17 protein-coding genes are annotated in these 16,839 nt (G+C 71.9%); 3 read left to right on the top strand and 14 right to left on the bottom strand.

Features of this window, described 5'->3' with window-relative positions; genetic code table 11:
• Nucleotides 1–47: 47 nt before the first annotated feature.
• From RBXJA2T_RS06180 to def, 8 genes are all read right to left on the bottom strand, one after another.
• Nucleotides 48–2,375 carry an NADP-dependent malic enzyme gene (locus RBXJA2T_RS06180; protein ID WP_009856474.1) on the bottom strand — a complete coding sequence of 776 codons (2,328 nt, stop codon included), beginning with the start codon at nt 2,373–2,375 and terminating at the stop codon, nt 48–50.
• A 208-nt stretch (nt 2,376–2,583) separates the two neighbouring features.
• Nucleotides 2,584–3,777 (bottom strand): phosphoglycerate kinase, encoded by a 1,194-nt coding sequence (locus tag RBXJA2T_RS06175; RefSeq protein WP_009856473.1) that lies wholly within the window; start codon nt 3,775–3,777, stop codon nt 2,584–2,586.
• A 63-nt stretch (nt 3,778–3,840) separates the two neighbouring features.
• Complete coding sequence (locus tag RBXJA2T_RS06170; protein WP_009856472.1) at nt 3,841–4,182, bottom strand: branched-chain amino acid transport AzlD family protein; 342 nt, start codon at nt 4,180–4,182, stop codon at nt 3,841–3,843.
• A complete protein-coding gene (locus RBXJA2T_RS06165; RefSeq protein ID WP_009856471.1) occupies nt 4,179–4,898 on the bottom strand; it encodes an AzlC family ABC transporter permease in 720 nt (239 codons plus the stop codon). Before RBXJA2T_RS06165 ends, RBXJA2T_RS06170 begins: the two co-directional genes overlap by 4 nt.
• 56 nt (nt 4,899–4,954) lie before the next feature.
• Nucleotides 4,955–5,683, bottom strand: a complete 729-nt coding sequence (locus RBXJA2T_RS06160) for a head GIN domain-containing protein (RefSeq protein ID WP_009856470.1) — start codon at nt 5,681–5,683, stop codon at nt 4,955–4,957.
• A gap of 95 nt (nt 5,684–5,778) precedes the next feature.
• Entirely contained in the window at nt 5,779–6,153 is a 375-nt protein-coding gene (locus RBXJA2T_RS06155) for a hypothetical protein (RefSeq protein ID WP_009856469.1), read from the bottom strand.
• 44 nt (nt 6,154–6,197) lie between these two features.
• Complete coding sequence (gene fmt / locus RBXJA2T_RS06150) at nt 6,198–7,139, bottom strand: methionyl-tRNA formyltransferase (protein WP_029718599.1); 942 nt, start codon at nt 7,137–7,139, stop codon at nt 6,198–6,200.
• A gap of 5 nt (nt 7,140–7,144) precedes the next feature.
• Nucleotides 7,145–7,663, bottom strand: a complete 519-nt coding sequence (def, locus tag RBXJA2T_RS06145; protein ID WP_009856467.1) for a peptide deformylase — start codon at nt 7,661–7,663, stop codon at nt 7,145–7,147.
• Nucleotides 7,664–7,881: 218 nt separating this feature from the next.
• On the opposite strand from def, the gene RBXJA2T_RS06140 reads away from it, so the two are divergent.
• From RBXJA2T_RS06140 to RBXJA2T_RS06130, 3 genes are all read left to right on the top strand, one after another.
• A complete protein-coding gene (locus RBXJA2T_RS06140) occupies nt 7,882–9,060 on the top strand; it encodes a LysM peptidoglycan-binding domain-containing protein (RefSeq protein WP_029718598.1) in 1,179 nt (392 codons plus the stop codon).
• A 152-nt stretch (nt 9,061–9,212) separates the two neighbouring features.
• The gene (gene dprA / locus RBXJA2T_RS06135; RefSeq protein WP_009856465.1) at nt 9,213–10,310 is read left to right on the top strand and encodes a DNA-processing protein DprA; all 1,098 of its coding nucleotides are present in this window, start codon (nt 9,213–9,215) and stop codon (nt 10,308–10,310) included.
• Between the two features lie 46 nt (nt 10,311–10,356).
• Nucleotides 10,357–10,809 (top strand): Smg family protein, encoded by a 453-nt coding sequence (locus RBXJA2T_RS06130; protein ID WP_009856464.1) that lies wholly within the window; start codon nt 10,357–10,359, stop codon nt 10,807–10,809.
• Between the two features lie 57 nt (nt 10,810–10,866).
• On the opposite strand, the gene RBXJA2T_RS06125 is transcribed toward RBXJA2T_RS06130, so the two are convergent.
• The 6 genes from RBXJA2T_RS06125 to RBXJA2T_RS20335 all read right to left on the bottom strand — a co-directional run.
• On the bottom strand, nt 10,867–12,519 hold the full coding sequence (locus tag RBXJA2T_RS06125; protein ID WP_237704860.1) for a DUF1631 family protein: 1,653 nt from the start codon (nt 12,517–12,519) through the stop codon (nt 10,867–10,869).
• Nucleotides 12,482–13,201, bottom strand: a complete 720-nt coding sequence (locus RBXJA2T_RS20675) for a DUF1631 family protein (RefSeq protein ID WP_237704859.1) — start codon at nt 13,199–13,201, stop codon at nt 12,482–12,484. The genes RBXJA2T_RS06125 and RBXJA2T_RS20675 overlap by 38 nt, the downstream gene beginning before the upstream one ends.
• A 49-nt stretch (nt 13,202–13,250) precedes the next feature.
• A complete protein-coding gene (secF, locus tag RBXJA2T_RS06115; RefSeq protein WP_009856463.1) occupies nt 13,251–14,285 on the bottom strand; it encodes a protein translocase subunit SecF in 1,035 nt (344 codons plus the stop codon).
• Between the two features lie 9 nt (nt 14,286–14,294).
• Nucleotides 14,295–16,199 carry a protein translocase subunit SecD gene (secD, locus tag RBXJA2T_RS06110; RefSeq protein ID WP_009856462.1) on the bottom strand — a complete coding sequence of 635 codons (1,905 nt, stop codon included), beginning with the start codon at nt 16,197–16,199 and terminating at the stop codon, nt 14,295–14,297.
• 54 nt (nt 16,200–16,253) lie between these two features.
• Nucleotides 16,254–16,577, bottom strand: coding sequence for a preprotein translocase subunit YajC (gene yajC, locus RBXJA2T_RS06105; protein WP_009856461.1), 324 nt, complete (start codon nt 16,575–16,577; stop codon nt 16,254–16,256).
• Between the two features lie 51 nt (nt 16,578–16,628).
• A partial coding sequence (locus RBXJA2T_RS20335; RefSeq protein ID WP_039956519.1) for a hypothetical protein occupies nt 16,629–16,839 on the bottom strand: 211 nt, incomplete at its 5' end.

Below are 16,839 nucleotides of genomic sequence, written 5' to 3'. Positions count from 1 at the left end.
ATGGGCAGAAGACCTGCCGCCGCCATGTTTGCCCGGGTACGGCCTGATTACCTCGTGGCTTGTCGCACGGCCGCCAGCGCCACCGCCTCGGCCACCGCCAGCGCGGTGATGTTGATGACCCGGCGCACGGTGGCCGACGGCGTCAGGATGTGCGCCGGCGCCGCCGTGCCCAGCAGCATCGGACCGACGGTGACGCCGTGGCCGCTGGTCATCTTCAGCACGTTGAACAGGATGTTGGCGGCGTCCAGATTGGGCAGCACCAGCACGTTGGCGCTGCCGGTCAGCGTGCTGTCGGGCAGGTAGCGTGCGCGCACCTCGGCCGACAGCGCGGCGTCGCCATGCAGTTCGCCGTCGCACTCGATGTGCGGCGCCATCTGCACGAAGAGGTCGCGTGCGGCGCGCATGCGCCGGGCCGAAGCCCGCGCCGACGAGCCGAAGATCGAGTGCGACAGGAAGGCCACCTTCGGCGGCAGGCCGAAGCGCTGCACCTCCTCGGCGGCCATCAGCGCGATCTCGGCGAGCTGCTCGGCGCTGGGCTCCTCGTTGACGAAGGTGTCGGCCACGAACAGCGTGCCGCTGTCCAGCGGCAGGGCGTTCATCGCCGCGAGCGTCCTGGCGCCCGGCTTCAGGCCGATCGCCGCACGCACGTGTTCCAGATGCGAGTCGTAGCGCCCGGCGAGGCCGCAGACCATCGCGTCGGCCTCGCCGCGGCGCACCATCAGCGCCGAGGTCAGCGTGTGCGAGCGCCGCACCGTCGTGCGCGCCGCTTCGGGCGAGATGCCGTCGCGGCCCATCAGGCGGTGGTAGGCCTGCCAGTACTCGTCGTAGCGCGGATGGTCGGCCGGGTCGACGACCTCGTAGTCGCGGCCGGCTTCGAGCCGCAGCCCGGCCTGCGCCGCACGTTCGGCGATGACACCCGGGCGGCCGACGAGGATCGGCCGCGCCAGCCCTTCGTCGAGCACGGCCTGCACCGCACGCAGCACGCGTTCGTCCTCGCCCTCGGCGTAGACGACACGCGCCGGGCGCGCCTTGGCGGCGTTGAACACCGGGCGCATGAACATGCCGGTCTGGTAGACGAAGCGCGTCAGCGACTGGCGATAGGCATCCAGGTCGGCGATCGGCCGCGTCGCGACGCCGGACTCGGCCGCCGCCTTGGCCACCGCCGGCGCGATGCGCAGGATCAGGCGGGCGTCGAACGGCGTCGGGATCAGATAGTCGGGACCGAACTTCAGTTCCTTGCCGGCGTAGGCCGCGGCGACCTCGCTGCTGGCCTCGGCCTTGGCGAGCGCGGCGATCTCGTGCACGCAGGCGACCTTCATCGCCTCGGTGATCTTCGTCGCGCCGCAGTCCAGCGCCCCGCGGAAGATGTACGGGAAACACAGGACGTTGTTGACCTGGTTCGGGTAGTCGCTGCGGCCGGTGGCGATGATGCAGTCCGGACGCACGGCCTTGGCCAGTTCGGGGCGGATCTCGGGCTCGGGGTTGGCCAGCGCCAGGATCACCGGCTGCGCGGCCATCGTCGCCACCATCTCGGGCGTCAGCACGCCGGCGGCCGAGCAGCCGAGGAAGACGTCGGCCCCGGCCACGGCGTCGGCCAGCGTGCGGCCGGTGCTGCGCTGGCAGTAGCGCATCTTCGACTCGTCGAGCTTGCCGGCCAGCACGTCGGCACGTTCGGACTGGATCAGGCCCTTGGAGTCGCAGACCCAGACGTTCTCGCGCCGCACGCCGAGGTCGACCATCAGGTCCAGGCAGGCGATGGCCGCGGCCCCGGCGCCCGAGACCGCCAGCTTGACGCTGGCAATGTCCTTGCCGACGAGCTCCAGCGCGTTGAGCAGCGCTGCCGACGAGATGATCGCCGTGCCGTGCTGGTCGTCGTGGAAGACCGGCACGTTCATGCGCTCACGCAAGCGGCGCTCGATGTAGAAGCACTCGGGCGCCTTGATGTCCTCGAGGTTCACGCCGCCCAGCGTCGGCTCCAGCGCGGCGATGATCTCGACGAGCTTGTCGGGGTCGCGTTCGGCGAGCTCGATGTCGAAGACGTCGATGCCGGCGAACTTCTTGAACAGGCAGCCCTTGCCTTCCATCACCGGCTTGCCGGCCAGCGGGCCGATGTCGCCCAGGCCCAGCACCGCGGTGCCGTTGGTCACGACGGCCACCAGGTTGGCGCGCGAGGTGTACTCGGCGGCCAGCGCCGGGTCTTCCTCGATCGCCAGGCAGGCGTAGGCGACGCCTGGCGAATAGGCGAGCGACAGGTCGCGCTGGTTGGACAGCGGCTTGGTCGGCGTGACGGAAATCTTGCCGCGCACTGGCGCGCGGTGGTAGTCCAGCGCCGCCTCGCGCAGTGCGCGTTCGGCGTCGGAGAGGGGGGTGTTCACGGTGAGCCTCCTGTTCGCGCGGCGGCGACGGTTGCGGCCAGGGCGGGAGCGGGTACGGTACCTGACCCTAAGCCGTCGAGAAGCGGGGTCAGAAAGGCGGGGTCAGGTCTTGCAAGACCTGACCCCCTGCGGCGTGTGCGGAAAGACTAGAAAGACGGGGTCAGGTCTCGCGAGACCTGACCCCACGCGGCGCGTGCGTGCCTCGTGCTCAGCCGGCGGCGCGGCGCGACAGGATCTCGAAGGCCGGCAGGGTCTTGCCCTCGAGCACCTCGAGGAAGGCGCCACCGCCGGTGGAGATGTAGCCGATGTCCTGTTCGATGCCGTACTTGGCGATCGCGGCCAGCGTGTCGCCGCCGCCGGCAATGCTGAAGGCGTCGCTGGCGGCGATCGCGCGCGCCACCGTCTCGGTGCCGTGGGCGAAGGCGTCGAACTCGAAGACGCCGACCGGGCCGTTCCAGACGATGGTGCCGGCGGCCTTCAGCTTGTCGGCCAGCAGCGCCGCGGTCTTCGGGCCGATGTCGAGGATCAGGTCGTCGTCGGCGACGTCGGCGGCAGCCTTGACGGTGGCCGGCGCGTCGGCGGCGAAGGTCTTGGCGGTGACGACGTCGACGGGAATCGGCACCTCGGCGCCACGGGCCTTCATCGCCTCGATGACGGCCTTGGCCTCGCCGACGAGATCGGGCTCGGCCAGGCTCTTGCCGATCTTCAGGCCGGCGGCCAGCAGGAAGGTGTTGGCGATGCCACCGCCGACGATCAGGCCGTCGACGTTCTTCGCCAGGCTCTGCAGGATCGTCAGCTTGGTGCTGACCTTGCTGCCGGCGACGATGGCCACCAACGGCCGCTTCGGGTTGGCCAGCGCCTTGCTGATGGCGTCGATCTCGGCAGCCAGCAGCGGGCCGGCGCAGGCGATCTTGGCGTACTCGGCGATGCCGTAGGTGCTGGCCTCGGCGCGGTGCGCGGTGCCGAAGGCGTCGTGCACGAAGATGTCGCACAGCGCGGCCATCTTGCGCGCCAGCTCTTCCTTGTTCTTCTTCTCGCCCTTGTTGACGCGACAGTTCTCCAGCAGCACGACCTGGCCGGGCTGGACGGCTACGCCGTCGACCCAGTCGGCGACCAGCGGCACCTCGCGGCCGAGCAGCTCGCCCAGGCGCTTGGCGACCGGCGCCAGCGAGTCCTCGGGCTTGAACTCGCCTTCGGTCGGGCGGCCCAGGTGCGAGGTGACCATCACCGCAGCACCGGCGTCCAGCGCCATCTGGATGCACGGCACCGAGGCGCGCACGCGCGTGTCCTCGGTGATCTGGCCGTCGTCGGACAGCGGCACGTTGAGGTCGGCTCGGATGAAGACACGCTGGCCGCGGGCGCGGCCGGCGGCGGCGAGGTCGGAAAAGCGCAGGACGTTCATGGGTGTTGAGCGACAGGCTGACGAAAGACGGCCGCTAGTGTCGCATCCCCGCCGGGCGCGGAGCTACCAGCCGAGCCCCGCGCGCAGCCCCACCATCACCGCGCTGCCGACGACGATGGTGCCGAGGATGCCGCGGCGCCAGAAGAACCAGCCCGCGCCGGCGGCGGCGGCAAAAAGCCGCGGGTCGCGCCAGGTGTCGATCAGCTGCCCCTGCGACATCACGACCTCGGGCGCGACGACCGCCATCAACGCCGCCAGCGGCGCGTAGCGCAGGCCTTCACGCAGCCAGCCCGGCATCGGCAGCTCGCGTTCGGGCAGCATGAAGAAGGCCCGGGTGAGCACCGTGATGACCGCCAGTCCGGCGATCGTCAGCGCCAGGCGCAGCGCCTCGGCCCAGTCGCTCATCGCGAGCCTCCGACCGGCGTCGCCGGGCCGGGGCGCGAGCGGTCCATCAGCAGGCCGATGGCCACGGCCGCGGCGATCGCGACGAGGATGTTCAGCCGCAGCGGCAGCGCGTAGGCCGCCACCGCGGCACAACCGGCGACACCGGCGGCCACCAGCGACGAGCGGCTGCCCAGCAGCGAGCAGGCCAGGCCGATCAGCGCCAGCGTGCCGGCGAAGCCGATGCCCCACTCGGTCGGGATCACGTCGGCCAGCAAGATGCCGGCGATCGACGGGATCTGCCAGGCGAACCAGTTGGAGATCGCCCCGCCCCAGAAGTACGGCTTCTGCTCGGGCGACGGCACCGGCTCGGGGAAGCGACGCATGAACAGGATGTAGTTCAGGTCGCCGCTGAAGTACGCCATGCGGGCGCGTTCGGCGCGTGGGAACGGCGCGAAGTACGGCCGCCACTGGGCACTGAAGATGACGAAGCGCAGGTTGACGCAGAAGGCCGTCGCCCAGATCACCCAGACCGGCGCGCCGGCCACCAGCAGCGGCAGCGCCGCCAGCTGCGCCGATCCGGCGTAGACGAGCAGCGTCATCGCCATCGCCGCCGGCACCGACAGGCCGGCCTTGATCATCGCGACGCCGGTGATCATTCCCCAGGCGCCGATGCCGGGCAGGATGCCGGCAATCTCGCGGGCGCCACGCCGGAACTCCGGGTGGCGCCAGCCGAACATCCCATCAGACATGGGCCCATTGTCCCATCGGCCCGCCCGGGCCGCCCGCGCGGGGACTAGCGGCGGCGCACCGAGCCGCTGCCGAGCACGCTGACGGCCGGCGTCGCGGTGCCGCCGTGGCGCACGTCGCCGGAGCCGACGATGGACACCGACAGGCTCGCGTCGGCGGTGACGTCGGCGTCGCCGCTGCCGGCGATCGAGACGGTGGCGCTGTCGGCGCGCAGCGCGGCGAGGTCGGCGTCGCCGCTGCCCGCGATCTTCAGCGACAGCTGGGCGGCACGGCCGTCGGCGGCAACGTCGCCGCTGCCGGCGATCGACACCGTCAGCGCGCCGGCGTCCAGCCCACGCAGCTTGACGTCGCCCGAACCGGCCAGCGCGACGGCCAGCGACGGCGTCTTCAGGCCTTCGACGACGGCGTCGCCCGAGCCCTTGACCGCCAGCCGCGCGAGCTGCACGACCTCGACCGTGGCCCGGACCGGGCGGGACCACGTGAAGCCGCGCTCCTCGCGCAGGCGCACGACGAGCGTGCGCACGCCGCGGCGCTCCTCGACCAGGGTCTCGACCCGCGCCAGGTCGGCGGCCTCGGCCTCGACCTGCACCGACTCCCGGCCGGTGGCGCGCACGACGAGGTCGACCGGGCCTTCCAGCTCGATCGCCGTGAACCCCGAGGCGCTGCGCGCCTGGCTGGTGGGGGCGGCCTGCGCCGGCGTGGCGGCAAAGGCGGTGAACGCGGCGAAGACGGCGGACATCGCGGCGACGGCGGCGGTGGACAGCAGGCGTTTCATCGTGGGCTCCAGGTGCATGGAGCGCACTGTGCCGGCGGCTGCGGCCGGGCGCGACGGCGGCGCGACGAAACGCAGCCGGGGCCGACGAAGCGTCGTCAGGAGTGCTTCTTGTTGCCGGCCTCGGCCGCCGGCTCGTCGTCCTTGGCGTCCGCGGGCGCCGCGTCCTTGGCGACTGCGGTAGCGCCTTGCGGCGGAACGACCTCGAGATTGTTCTCGCGCATGTAGTCGTTCATCTCCTTCCAGCCGGCGAACACGGCGGCCTTGTCGGCCTTCTTGTTCATGCCGAAGCAGTCCTCGATGGCGCGGCCGGCATGGCGGCAGGCGGCACCGATGGCGCGCCCGTCGGCGTCCTTCTTGGCGGCGACGGCGGACGCCGACTCGATGCCGAGCTGGTCGCAGCCGGCGACAGCCAGCGGCAGCACGACGGCGGCCGCGAGGCGCAACGGGAGGCGGTGGCGGAAGGTCTTCACCGCCGGAATATCGGCCGCCGCGGCGGCGGCTTGAGTGCCGCCGTTCAGCCCAGGCGCGTGCCCGCGGCCACCGGCCGGCCCTTCAGGAACTCGCGCGCCGGCACGCGCCGGCCGCCGGTGCGCTGCAGTTCACGCAGCTCCAGCGCGCCGTCGCCACAGGCGACGACCAGCCCGCCGTCGCCCGACGCGAGCACGGCGCCGGGCTCGCCGGCGCCGGGCACGACCGCCGCGCGCCAGAGCTTGAACGCCTCGCCGTCGAGCGTGAAGCTGCAGCCGGGAAAGGGGTCGAAGGCGCGCACGCGGCGTTCGATGACCGCCGCCGGCAGCGTCCAGTCGACGGCGCCTTCGGCCTTCTCGATCTTCGCGGCGTAGTTGGCGCCTGCTTCGGGCTGCGGCAGCGGCGGCAGCGCATCGAGCCGGCCGAGCGCGTCGACGACCAGACGCGCGCCGAGCGCCGCCAGCTTGTCGTGCAGCGTCGCCGTCGTGTCGTCGGCGGCGATCGGCAGCGCTTGCTTCAGCAGCATCGGCCCGGTGTCCAGGCCGGCGTCCATCTGCATGATGGTGATGCCGGTCTCGGCGTCGCCGGCCTCGATCGCGCGGTGGATCGGCGCCGCGCCGCGCCAGCGCGGCAGCAGCGAGCCGTGGATGTTGATGCAGCCCCGGCGCGGCAAGTCCAGCACCCACTGCGGCAGGATCAGGCCGTAGGCGGCGACGACGAGCACGTCGGGGGCCGCCGCTTCGAGCGCCGCGCGGCCGGCGGCGGCCTCGTCGGGGTACTTGCCGTCCAGCCGCAGGCTGCGCGGCTGGGCCACCGGCAGGCCGTGCGCCAGCGCGCACTGCTTGACCGGCGAGGCCTGCAGCTTCATGCCGCGGCCGGCCGGGCGGTCGGGCTGGGTCAGCACCAGCGGCACCTCGAAACCGGCGGCGAGCATCGCGTCGAGCGCGACACGCGCGAACTCGGGGGTGCCGGCGAAGGCCGCGCGCAAGCGGCTCATGCCGCGCCGCGCGCTTCCTCGCGCGTGCGCTTGGCCATCTTCACCTTGATGCGCTCGCGCTTGAGCAGGCTGAGGTATTCGACGAACACCTTGCCGTCGAGGTGGTCGATCTCGTGCTGGGCGCAGACCGCGGCCAGACCGTCGAGCGCGATCTCGAACTCGGCGCCTTCGCGGTCGAGCGCGCGCACCGTGACACGCGCGTTGCGCGTCACCTTGTCCCAGACCTGCGGCACCGACAGGCAGCCCTCTTCCCAGATCACCAGCTCCTCGCTGCGCGCGACGATCTGCGGGTTGACGAAGACCATCGGCTGGTCGTGCTCGGGCGAGGTGTCCATGACGAACAGGCGCTCGTGCACGTCGACCTGGGTCGCGGCCAGGCCGACGCCTTCGGATTCGTACATCGTCTCGAGCATGTCGGCGACGAGCTGCTTGACGCGCGCGTCGACGGCGGCGACCGGCTTGGCGACCTTGTGCAGCCGGGGATCGGGATAACGCAGGATGGGGAGTTGGGCCATGGTGCGGCGGCGAAGGACGCCCGGTCGTCGGAGCCGGGCCACGTCGCGGCGCCCGGCAGCGTGAAGGGCTGCACGCGGGCGCGGCGGCAACGACGATTTCGTTACGACAGCAAGGGTTTACGGGCAGAATCTGCCAATTCAAGTGAGCAGTTCGCGCCCGCAGCCCTGCGAATTGTCGCACCGCCGGGCGAGGCCCCTTGCGAGGAGAGCAAAGACCCATGAGCCGTCCGAGGCCGATGAAGATCACGCGCTGGGCAGCGCTGGCCACGCGGGCCGCCGTCGCCGCAGGTGTCGCCGCCGCCCTGCCGGCGCTGGCTGCACCGAACTACCCCGTGACGCCCGGGCAGCGCGACACCGCGCGCCAGGTCGCCCAGGCCGGCGTGCCGCTGTCGGAGCTGGCGCCCGACGCGCCGGACTCGCACGTCGTGCAGCGCGGCGACACGCTGTGGGACATCTCCAAGCTGTTCCTGAAGAGCCCGTGGCGCTGGCCCGAGCTCTGGGGCATGAATCTCGACCAGATCCGCAACCCGCACCTGATCTACCCCGGCCAGGTGCTGGTGCTGGTCAAGCGCGACGGCCGCGCGACGCTGCAGATCGGCCAGTCGATGACCGCCGACCCGCAGACCGTGCGCCTGTCGCCGCGCGTGCGTGCCGAGCTGCTGGACAACGGCGCCATCGCCGCCATCCCTCTGCACCTGATCGGCCCGTTCCTGAACGAGGCCGTGGTCTTCGACACCGACGAGCTCGAGCGGGCGCCGCGCATCGTCGCGACCCAGGAAGGCCGCGTGCTGCTGTCGCGCGGCGAGACCGCCTACGTGCTCGGCGACCTCGGCGGCGCGCGCGAGTTCCGCGTGTTCCGCCAGCCGCAGCCGCTGCGCGACCCGGTGACGCGCGAGATCCTCGGCTACGAGGCGCGTTACGTCGGCACCGCCGACTACGTGCGCCCGGGCAGCGAGCAGTCGGACGCCGACAGCAAGGCGCGCGTCGTGCCGGCGAGCTTCGTCGTGACCACGATCCGCATGGAAGCCGGCGTCGGCGACCGCCTGTCGCCGGTGCCGCAGCGCGAGCTGACGGCCTACGCGCCGCACGCGCCGGCGGTGCCGGTCGACGGCCGCATCGCGTCGATCTACGGCGAGGCGCTGTCGGCCGGGCAGAACCAGATCGTCGCGCTGAACAAGGGCCGCCGCGACGGCCTGGAGCGTGGCCACGTGCTGGCGCTGTGGCGCGCCGGGCGTGCCGACTTCGACACCACCAGCGGCGGCAAGACGCCGATCCAGCTGCCCGACGAACGCCACGGGCTGCTCTTCGTCTTCAGCGTCTTCGAGCGCGTGTCCTACGCGCTGATCGTCAACGTGAAGGACCCGGTGAAGCCGGGCGACCGCTTCACGGCACCGTGAGCGCGCCGGCAGGCGCGTTCGGCGCCTTCCCCCGCGAAGCCGGGCGCCGCCAGCGGGCCGGCCGGGCCGCAGCGGCCGCGGGTTCGCGTCGACACCGCGGCACGGCGAAGGCCGCGCCGGGCCGCATCGAGGCCTGAGACGGCCGCCCGCCGATGGCCGCCCCGGACGACTTCGACGCCTGGTTCCGGCTGCTGCAGACGCCGGGGCTGGGGCGTGAAGGCGCGCGGCGGCTGCTGGCGGCCTTCGGCAGCCCGGAGGCCGTGCTGGCGGCCTCGCCGGTGGCGCTGACCGAACTGGGCGGCCCGGCACTGGCGGCGACGATGGCGCGGCCGGCGCCCGAATGCGAGGCCCGGCTGGCCGCCGCCCGCGCCTGGCTGGCCGGAGAGACGCTGCGCCACGCGATCACGCTCGGCGACCCTGCCTATCCTCCCTTGCTGCTGCAGACCGCCGATCCGCCGCTGCTGCTGTACGTGCAGGGCCGCACCGAGCTGCTGGCGGCGGAGTCGGTGGCCATCGTCGGCAGCCGCGAGGCGACGCCGCAGGGCCTGGCCAACGCCCGCGAGTTCGCGCGCGGCCTCGGCGAGGCGGGGCTGACCATCGTCTCCGGGCTGGCCGCCGGCATCGACGGCGCCGCGCACGAAGGCGCGCTCGCCGCCGGCGCAGCGACCGTCGCCGTCGTCGGCACCGGCCCCGACCGCGTCTACCCGGCGCGGCACAAGGCACTGGCACGGCGCATCGCCGAGACCGGCGCGATCGTCAGCGAGTACGACCCCGGCACACCGGTGCTGCCCGAGCACTTCCCGCAGCGCAACCGCATCATCGCGGCGCTGGCGCGCGGCACGCTGGTCGTCGAGGCGGCGCCGCGTTCGGGCTCGCTGATCACCGCCCGCCTGGCCGCCGAGGCCGGGCGCGAGGTGTTCGCGGTGCCGGGTTCGATCCACTCGCCGCAGTCACGCGGCTGCCACGCGCTGATCCGCCAGGGCGCGATGCTCGTCGAGGGTGTCGACGACGTGCTGGAGGTCCTGCGCGGCACGCGCCCGGCCGCCGCGCTGTCGGCCGTGCCGGACGCCGACACCCCGGCCGATCCGGTGCTCGCCGCGCTCGGCCACGAGCCGGCGACGCTGGACGCGCTGCTCGCGCGCACCGGCTGGCCGACGGCCGAACTGAGTGCCCGGCTGCTCGAACTGGAGCTCGACGGACAGCTCGCGCGGCTGCCGGGCGGACTTTTCCAACGCCGCGTCGCGGGGTGAAGGCCGGCCGCCGGCGCCCGCCGCCCCCCTGCGTTATAGTGGGTTCATGTTCGACGTCCTCGTGTACCTCTACGAGAACTACTGGCGGCCGGACGCCTGTCCCGAGCCCCAGCAGCTCCAGCGAAAGCTGTCGGCCGTCGGCTTCGAGACCGAGGAAATCCAGGAAGCGCTACGCTGGCTCGAAGGTCTGGCGCACAGCGCCGACACCAGCGTCGGCAGCGCCGCGGCCGGCAGCCTGCGCGTCTACACCGAGAACGAGCGCGACCTGCTCGGCGAAGAGTCGATCGGCTTCATCTGCTTCCTCGAGTCGGCCGGCGTGCTGCCGGCCCCGATGCGCGAGATGGTCATCGACCGCGCCAGCGCCGTCGGCAGCGGCCCGATCGGCCTGGAAGACCTGAAGATCATCGTGCTGATGGTCTTCTGGAGCCTGGGCGAGGAGCCCGACGCGCTGATCCTCGACGAGCTCTTCGTCGCCGCCGAAGACCGGCTGATCCACTGAGCCGGAAGGCCTTGCGCGCCAGGCTCAGCCCCGAGCGCGGCCGCCCGTTCCGAACCCTCAGTTCAGCAGCCGCGACGCGTCGACGTCGAGCTTGGCCAGCGCGCTGCGCGTGGCGCGCACCGTCAGCGCCTCGTCCTGCGCCGGCAGCAGCAGCCCGGCCTGCAGGTACGACGCCAGCCGCTGCTGCTGGAACAGCACGCAGCGGCCCTGCGCGCTGACGAACAGCGACAGCTGCCGGCGCATGCCCTGCCAGGCCAGTTGCACCGCCTCGTGCCGCTCGCGGTACTCGAGCATGAACCAGCTGCCGACCTGCAGCTCGCGCGCCCAGGCCAGCATCGCCGGCGTCGGCATCGAGCCGCCGTCGAGCACGACCTCGAGATCGGCGCTCTGGTGGCCCGACAGGTCGAGCACCATCGACTCGTCGATGCGCACGTCCTCGGCGTCGGGCAGCAGTTCCTCCAGCGTCTCCAGCCGCTCCATCAGCTCGCGCAGGCGGTCGTCGGGGATCGCCGCCGTCTTGGCGGTGAAGGCCGCGGCCAGCGAGTTGTTCAGCTGCTGGATCTGCTCGTCCTGGCGCTCGGCGTCCATGCCGGCCGAGGCCATGCCCTCGCGCAGCGACTTCAACAGCGGCGGCAGGCGGCGGATGACCTCGGCGCGCTCCTCGCGCGTGACCTTGGCGCTGGCCGACCAGATCAGGTCGGCCGCGGCGCGCTTCATCGTGCGCGTCTCCTGCCCCTGGGCGCCGTAGCGCACGGCGGTCGTCGCCAGCACGTCGGCCCAGACGTGGAACAGGAACTGGCGCACGCCCTCCTGCACCGGCATGTCGTTGAGCATGCGGCGCAGCTCGATCGTGTACTGGATCGCCAGCGTCTCGCGCTGCTCGACCTGCTGCGCCAGCGAGACGCCGTGCCGCGTGGCCTCGTTCTCGTTGCGGAAGTAGTGCTCGAGGAACTTCTCGAACTCGGTGAGCACGGTCTGGAAGACGCGCCGGCCGGTGTCCGGGTAGGCCTCGACGACCTGGACGATGCGCTTGATCTCGCGCTCCAGCGCGTCGCCGACCTTCTGCGCCGCGCTGTCGAAGCCCATCACGCAGGCGCCCATGCGGTCGATCAGGCGCCGCGCCGGATGGTCGACGGTGGCGAAGAAGTCGGGCTCGGTGACGGCCACGCGCAGCACCGGCATCTGCAGCCGCGCGAACCACACGCGCATCGCCGCCGGGATGCGCTCCTCGGTCAGGATGCTCTGGAACAGCAGCGCGACGATCTCGATCGTGGCGCGCTCCTCGGGCGTGGCCGCGGCCTTCTTCAGCTGCTGCTTGCGCTGCTGGATGTCTTCCAGCATCACCGGCGTGGTGACCATCGGCTCGGCGTCGGCGGCCGTCGTCGTCATGCGCTGGCGGATGCCGGCCTCGGCGGTGTCGATCGCACGCGCCAGCCCGGGCGACAGCGCCAGCGCCCGCGTCGAGTTGCCGAACGCCGGCACCTGGCGGCCGACCAGCCGGTTGAGCCGGCCGAGCACCGCCTCGGCATGGTCGCGCCCGCGCGCCAGCGGCGCGGCGCGCGTCATCATGCGCGTCTCCTCGCCGACACCGCGCATCAGCCCGCTGCCCAGCCCGTAGGCCGACGGCGGCCCCGACGCCGGCAGCTGGCCGAAGCCCGAGCCCGGGCCGGCGTCAGCGCGGCCTGCCGCCCCCCCCGTCGCTGACGGCATAGCCGGCAGGCAGCGCGCCGGGGTGCGTGCGCGAGCGCCGGATGAACGGCCGCAGGTCGACCTCGGGCAGCACGCCGTGCTCGGCGAGCCAGCGGTTGGTCTCGTGGTAGGCCTCCTCGACGAGCAGCGCGAACTCCTCGTGCAGCACCGGCTGCAGTTCGCGCCACGAGGCCAGCGTCTGGCCCGACGAGCGCCAGGCCTCGAAGACGATGCGCGCCAGCACGTGGGCGCGCAGCATGTCGTGGGCGTCGAGCTCGTTGCGCCCTTCCAGGTGGGCGACGCGCGACCGCAGGTCGGCGAACTCCCAGGACGCGCGGTCCATCATCGCCAGCGCCAGCCGCGAGGTGACGATCTCGAGCTCGATCGTGTCGTCGTCGACCAGCGTCAGCTGGCCCGGCGACATCGACGGCAGGTCACCCAGCCGGGTGGTGGAGCCGCCGTGCAGCAACGCGTGGCGCAGCCCGTTGACCAGGCCGCGGTGCCAGGACTGCGCGCCGGCGTTCAGGCCCTGCATCATGTCGCGCCGGCGCTGGAACGCGGCGTGTTCGCAGGGCTTCTCGAAGAGGGTGCGGGCGCCGTCGAGCGCGGCCTGCACGAGCGCCGGCAGGCCCTTCACCAGTTCCTCGGTGTACAGGCGCCGGGCCTGGCTCGCGAGGTTGGTGTTGGGGGCGCCGGTCGCCATCGGTCGGTCGTCCGTCTGTGCAAGGCCGCGGGCGGCCGTTGCGTTGACTCTACACCACGGCCCCGGCGTTCGGGTCGTTCGGATCGTTCTCCTTGGCGCTCGTCTTCACCAGATCCTCGCGCTTGACGCCCAGCCACATCGCGATGCCGGCGGCGACGAAGATCGACGAGTAGATGCCGAACAGGATGCCGATCGTCAGCGCCATCGCGAAGTAGTGCAGCGTCGGGCCGCCGAAGAACAGCATCGACAGCACCATCATCTGCGTCGAGCCGTGGGTGATGATCGTGCGGCTGGTGGTGCTCGTGATCGCGTGGTCGATGACCTGGGTCGTCGACATCTTGCGCATCTTGCGGAAGGTCTCGCGGATGCGGTCGAAGATGACCACCGACTCGTTCACCGAGTAGCCCAGCACCGCCAGGATCGCCGCCAGCACCGCCAGCGAGAACTCCCACTGGAAGAAGGCGAAGAAGCCCAGGATGATGACCACGTCGTGCAGGTTGGCGATGATGCCGGCGACCGCGAACTTCCACTCGAAGCGGAAGGCCAGGTAGCCCATGATGCCCAGCACCGTGAAGGCCAGCGCCAGCGCGCCGTCGCGCGCCAGCTCGGCGCCGACCGACGGGCCGACGAGTTCGGTGCGCGACAGCTTCAGCGGCTCGCTGCCGTCGGCCACCGAGCACGACGGGCGGCTCACCTGCTCGCCCTGGGGCGTCAGGTACTCCTTGGTCGCGACGCTGCCGCTCTCGGCCTTGCACAGCGCGTCGAAGACGCGGCTGGCGACCTGGTCCTGCTTCTCGCCCTCGCGGATCGGCAGCCGGATCATCACGTCGCGCGAGGTGCCGAAGTTCTGCACCTGGACCTCGCCGAAGCCCAGCGTCTCGACGGCCTGGCGCGTGCGCTCCAGGTCCGCCGGCTGCGAGTAGGCGACCTCGACGACGGTGCCGCCGGTGAACTCGATCGACAGGTGCAGGCCGCGGTGGAAGATGAAGAAGACCGCGGCCAGGAAGGTCAGGAACGAGATGACGTTCAGCGCCAGCGTGTAGCGCATGAACGGGATGTCGCGGCGGAAACGGAAGAACTCCATGACGTCCCCTCAGACCTTGGCGTTTTGCTTGTCTTCGGCGGGCACCGCGGTGCCGCCATTCGGGCGCCAGACCTGGCCGATCGACACCGACTTGAGCTTCTTCTGCCGGCCGTACCAGAGGTTGACCAGGCCGCGCGAGAACATCACCGCCGAGAACATCGAGGTCAGGATGCCCAGGCAGTGCACGACGGCGAAGCCGCGCACCGGGCCGGACCCGAAGGCCAGCAGCGCCAGGCCGGCGATCAGCGTCGTGACGTTGGAGTCCAGGATGGTGCCCCAGGCACGCTCGTAGCCGGCGCTGATCGCCACCTGCGGCGACGCGCCGTGGCGCAGCTCCTCGCGCACGCGCTCGTTGATCAGCACGTTGGCGTCGATCGCCATGCCCAGCACCAGCGCGATGGCGGCGATGCCCGGCAGCGACAGCGTCGCCTGCAGCATCGACAGCACGGCGATCAGCATCAGCAGGTTGAAGCCCAGCGCCAGCGTCGAGAACACGCCGAACAGCATGTAGTAGGCGCACATGAAGACCGCGATCGCGACGAAGCCCCACAGCACGCTGTTGAAGCCCTTGGCGATGTTCTCGGCGCCCAGGCTCGGGCCGATCGCACGCTCCTCGATGATCTCCATCGGCGCGGCCAGCGAGCCGGCGCGCAGCAGCAGCGCCTGGTCGCTCGCCTCCTCGGTCGTCATGCGGCCCGAGATCTGCACCCGGCCGCCGCCGATCTCGGTGCGGATCACCGGCGCGGTGACGACCTCGCCCTTGCCCTTCTCGAAGAGCAGGATGGCCATGCGCTTGCCGACGTTCTCGCGCGTCACGTCCTTGAAGATGCGGGCGCCGCGCGCGTCCAGCGTCAGGTTGACGGTGGGTTCGTTCGTCTGGCCGTCGAAGCCGGGCTGGGCGTCGGTGAGGTTCTCGCCGGTCAGCACGACGTTGCGGTAGACGATGACCGGCTGGCCGCCGCGCTCGAGGAAACGCTCGCTGCCGAACGGCACCGGGCCGGCACCGCGCACGGCGTCGACGGCCTCCTGCGTCTCGTTGACGAGGCGGATCTCCAGCGTCGCGGTGCGGCCGATGATGTCCTTGGCCTTGGCCGTGTCCTGCACGCCGGGCAGCTGGACGACGACGCGGTCCAGGCCCTGCTGCTGGATCACCGGCTCGGCGACGCCGAGCTCGTTGACGCGGTTGTTCAGCGTCGAGATGTTCTGCTTGAGCGCCTGCTCCTGCACACGCGTCGCGGCCTGCGGCTTGAGCGTGCCGACGAGCTTGACGTCGCCGCCGGCGTCGGCCGTCGGCGTCCAGGTCATGTCCTGCAGCTGGTCGGTGAGCAGGTTGCGCGCCTGCTCGGCCAGGGCCGCCTCGCGGAAGCGCACCTCGACGTTGTTGCCTTCGCGGGTGATGCCGGCGTGGCGGATGTTCTTGTCGCGCAGCAGCGTGCGCACGTCACCGGTGACGGCCTCGGCCTTCTTCGTCAGCGCGGCCTTCATGTCGACCTGCATCAGGAAGTGCACGCCGCCGCGCAGGTCCAGGCCCAGGTACATCGGCAGCGCGTGGACGCGGGCCATCCACTGCGGCGAACGCGACACCAGGTTCAGCGCCACGACCCAGGTCGGGTCGTTCGGGTCCGGGTTCAGCGCGTGGCTGATCGCGTCCTTGGCCTTGAGCTGGGTGTCGGTGTCGGCGAAGCGCGCGCGCACCGAGGCGCCCTCGAGCTGCACGAAGTCGGCCTGCAGCCCCGCGCTCGACAGGATCTGCTCGACGCGCTGGACCATCGCCGGATCCATCTTGACGGTGGCCTTGCCCGAGGACACCTGCACCGCGGGCGCCTCGCCGTAGAAGTTCGGCACCGTGTAGAGCAGGCCGACCACGAAGGCGAAGGCGAGGATCGCGTACTTCCACCAGGGGTAGCGGTTCATGGAGATTCCTGGACAGCGACGGGGCGCGGCCGCGGCGGCCGCCCGCGGGAGTTCTTACTTGTACGAGCCCTTGGGCAGGACCTGCAGCACGGACACGCGCTGGACCTGCAGCTCGACGCCGTCGGCGACCTCGACGTGGATGATGCTGTCGCTGAGCTTGGCGACGCGGCCGATGACGCCGCCGGCGATGACGACCTCGTCGCCCTTGGCCAGGGCCTCGACCATCGCCTTGTGCTCCTTCTGCTTCTTCATCTGCGGACGGATCATGATGAAGTACAGCACCACGAACATCAGCACCAGCGGCAGCAGGCTGAAGAGCGAGGATTCGGCGCCGCCGGCGGGAGCGGCGGCCTGGGCGAAGGCGGAAGAAATGAACACGGCGATCCTTGTGGATGTCTGGAGCCCGCCGGCGCGGGCCAACCGGCAATTCTAGGGTGCGGCTCCGGGCCCTGGCGCAGGCGGGCCCTCGCCGCGCGGGGAGTCGACCGGCGCGGCCGCCGCCAGCCAGGGCAGCAGCAGCGCCAGCAGCAGGAAACGCGGCGTGTCGACCAGCGTGTTGAGCAGGCCGCTGGCGAGCAGCGCGGCCAGCGCGCCCAGCGCCGCCGGCACCGGCGCCAGGCCGCGGCGGCCGCGCGCCAGC

It is taken from the genome of Rubrivivax benzoatilyticus JA2 = ATCC BAA-35, from assembly GCF_000190375.1.
Classification (GTDB): Bacteria; Pseudomonadota; Gammaproteobacteria; order Burkholderiales; family Burkholderiaceae_C; genus Rubrivivax; species Rubrivivax benzoatilyticus.
Note: the sequence above shows the minus strand (reverse complement) of the source record. Positions and strands in the feature narration are given on the sequence as shown.

What these genes read in the sequence shown, in the direction of transcription:
- RBXJA2T_RS06175 (WP_009856473.1), bottom strand. Translation starts at nt 3,777, where the DNA reads ATGAACGTCCTGCGCTTTTCCGACCTCGCCGCCGCCGGCCGCGCCCGC.
- RBXJA2T_RS06170 (WP_009856472.1), bottom strand. Translation starts at nt 4,182, where the DNA reads ATGAGCGACTGGGCCGAGGCGCTGCGCCTGGCGCTGACGATCGCCGGA.
- RBXJA2T_RS06165 (WP_009856471.1), bottom strand. Translation starts at nt 4,898, where the DNA reads ATGTTCGGCTGGCGCCACCCGGAGTTCCGGCGTGGCGCCCGCGAGATT.
- RBXJA2T_RS06160 (WP_009856470.1), bottom strand. Translation starts at nt 5,683, where the DNA reads ATGAAACGCCTGCTGTCCACCGCCGCCGTCGCCGCGATGTCCGCCGTC.
- def (WP_009856467.1), bottom strand. Translation starts at nt 7,663, where the DNA reads ATGGCCCAACTCCCCATCCTGCGTTATCCCGATCCCCGGCTGCACAAG.
- RBXJA2T_RS06140 (WP_029718598.1), top strand. Translation starts at nt 7,882, where the DNA reads ATGAGCCGTCCGAGGCCGATGAAGATCACGCGCTGGGCAGCGCTGGCC.
- dprA (WP_009856465.1), top strand. Translation starts at nt 9,213, where the DNA reads ATGGCCGCCCCGGACGACTTCGACGCCTGGTTCCGGCTGCTGCAGACG.
- RBXJA2T_RS06130 (WP_009856464.1), top strand. Translation starts at nt 10,357, where the DNA reads ATGTTCGACGTCCTCGTGTACCTCTACGAGAACTACTGGCGGCCGGAC.
- RBXJA2T_RS06125 (WP_237704860.1), bottom strand. Translation starts at nt 12,519, where the DNA reads ATGCCGTCAGCGACGGGGGGGGCGGCAGGCCGCGCTGACGCCGGCCCG.
- RBXJA2T_RS20675 (WP_237704859.1), bottom strand. Translation starts at nt 13,201, where the DNA reads ATGGCGACCGGCGCCCCCAACACCAACCTCGCGAGCCAGGCCCGGCGC.
- secF (WP_009856463.1), bottom strand. Translation starts at nt 14,285, where the DNA reads ATGGAGTTCTTCCGTTTCCGCCGCGACATCCCGTTCATGCGCTACACG.
- secD (WP_009856462.1), bottom strand. Translation starts at nt 16,199, where the DNA reads ATGAACCGCTACCCCTGGTGGAAGTACGCGATCCTCGCCTTCGCCTTC.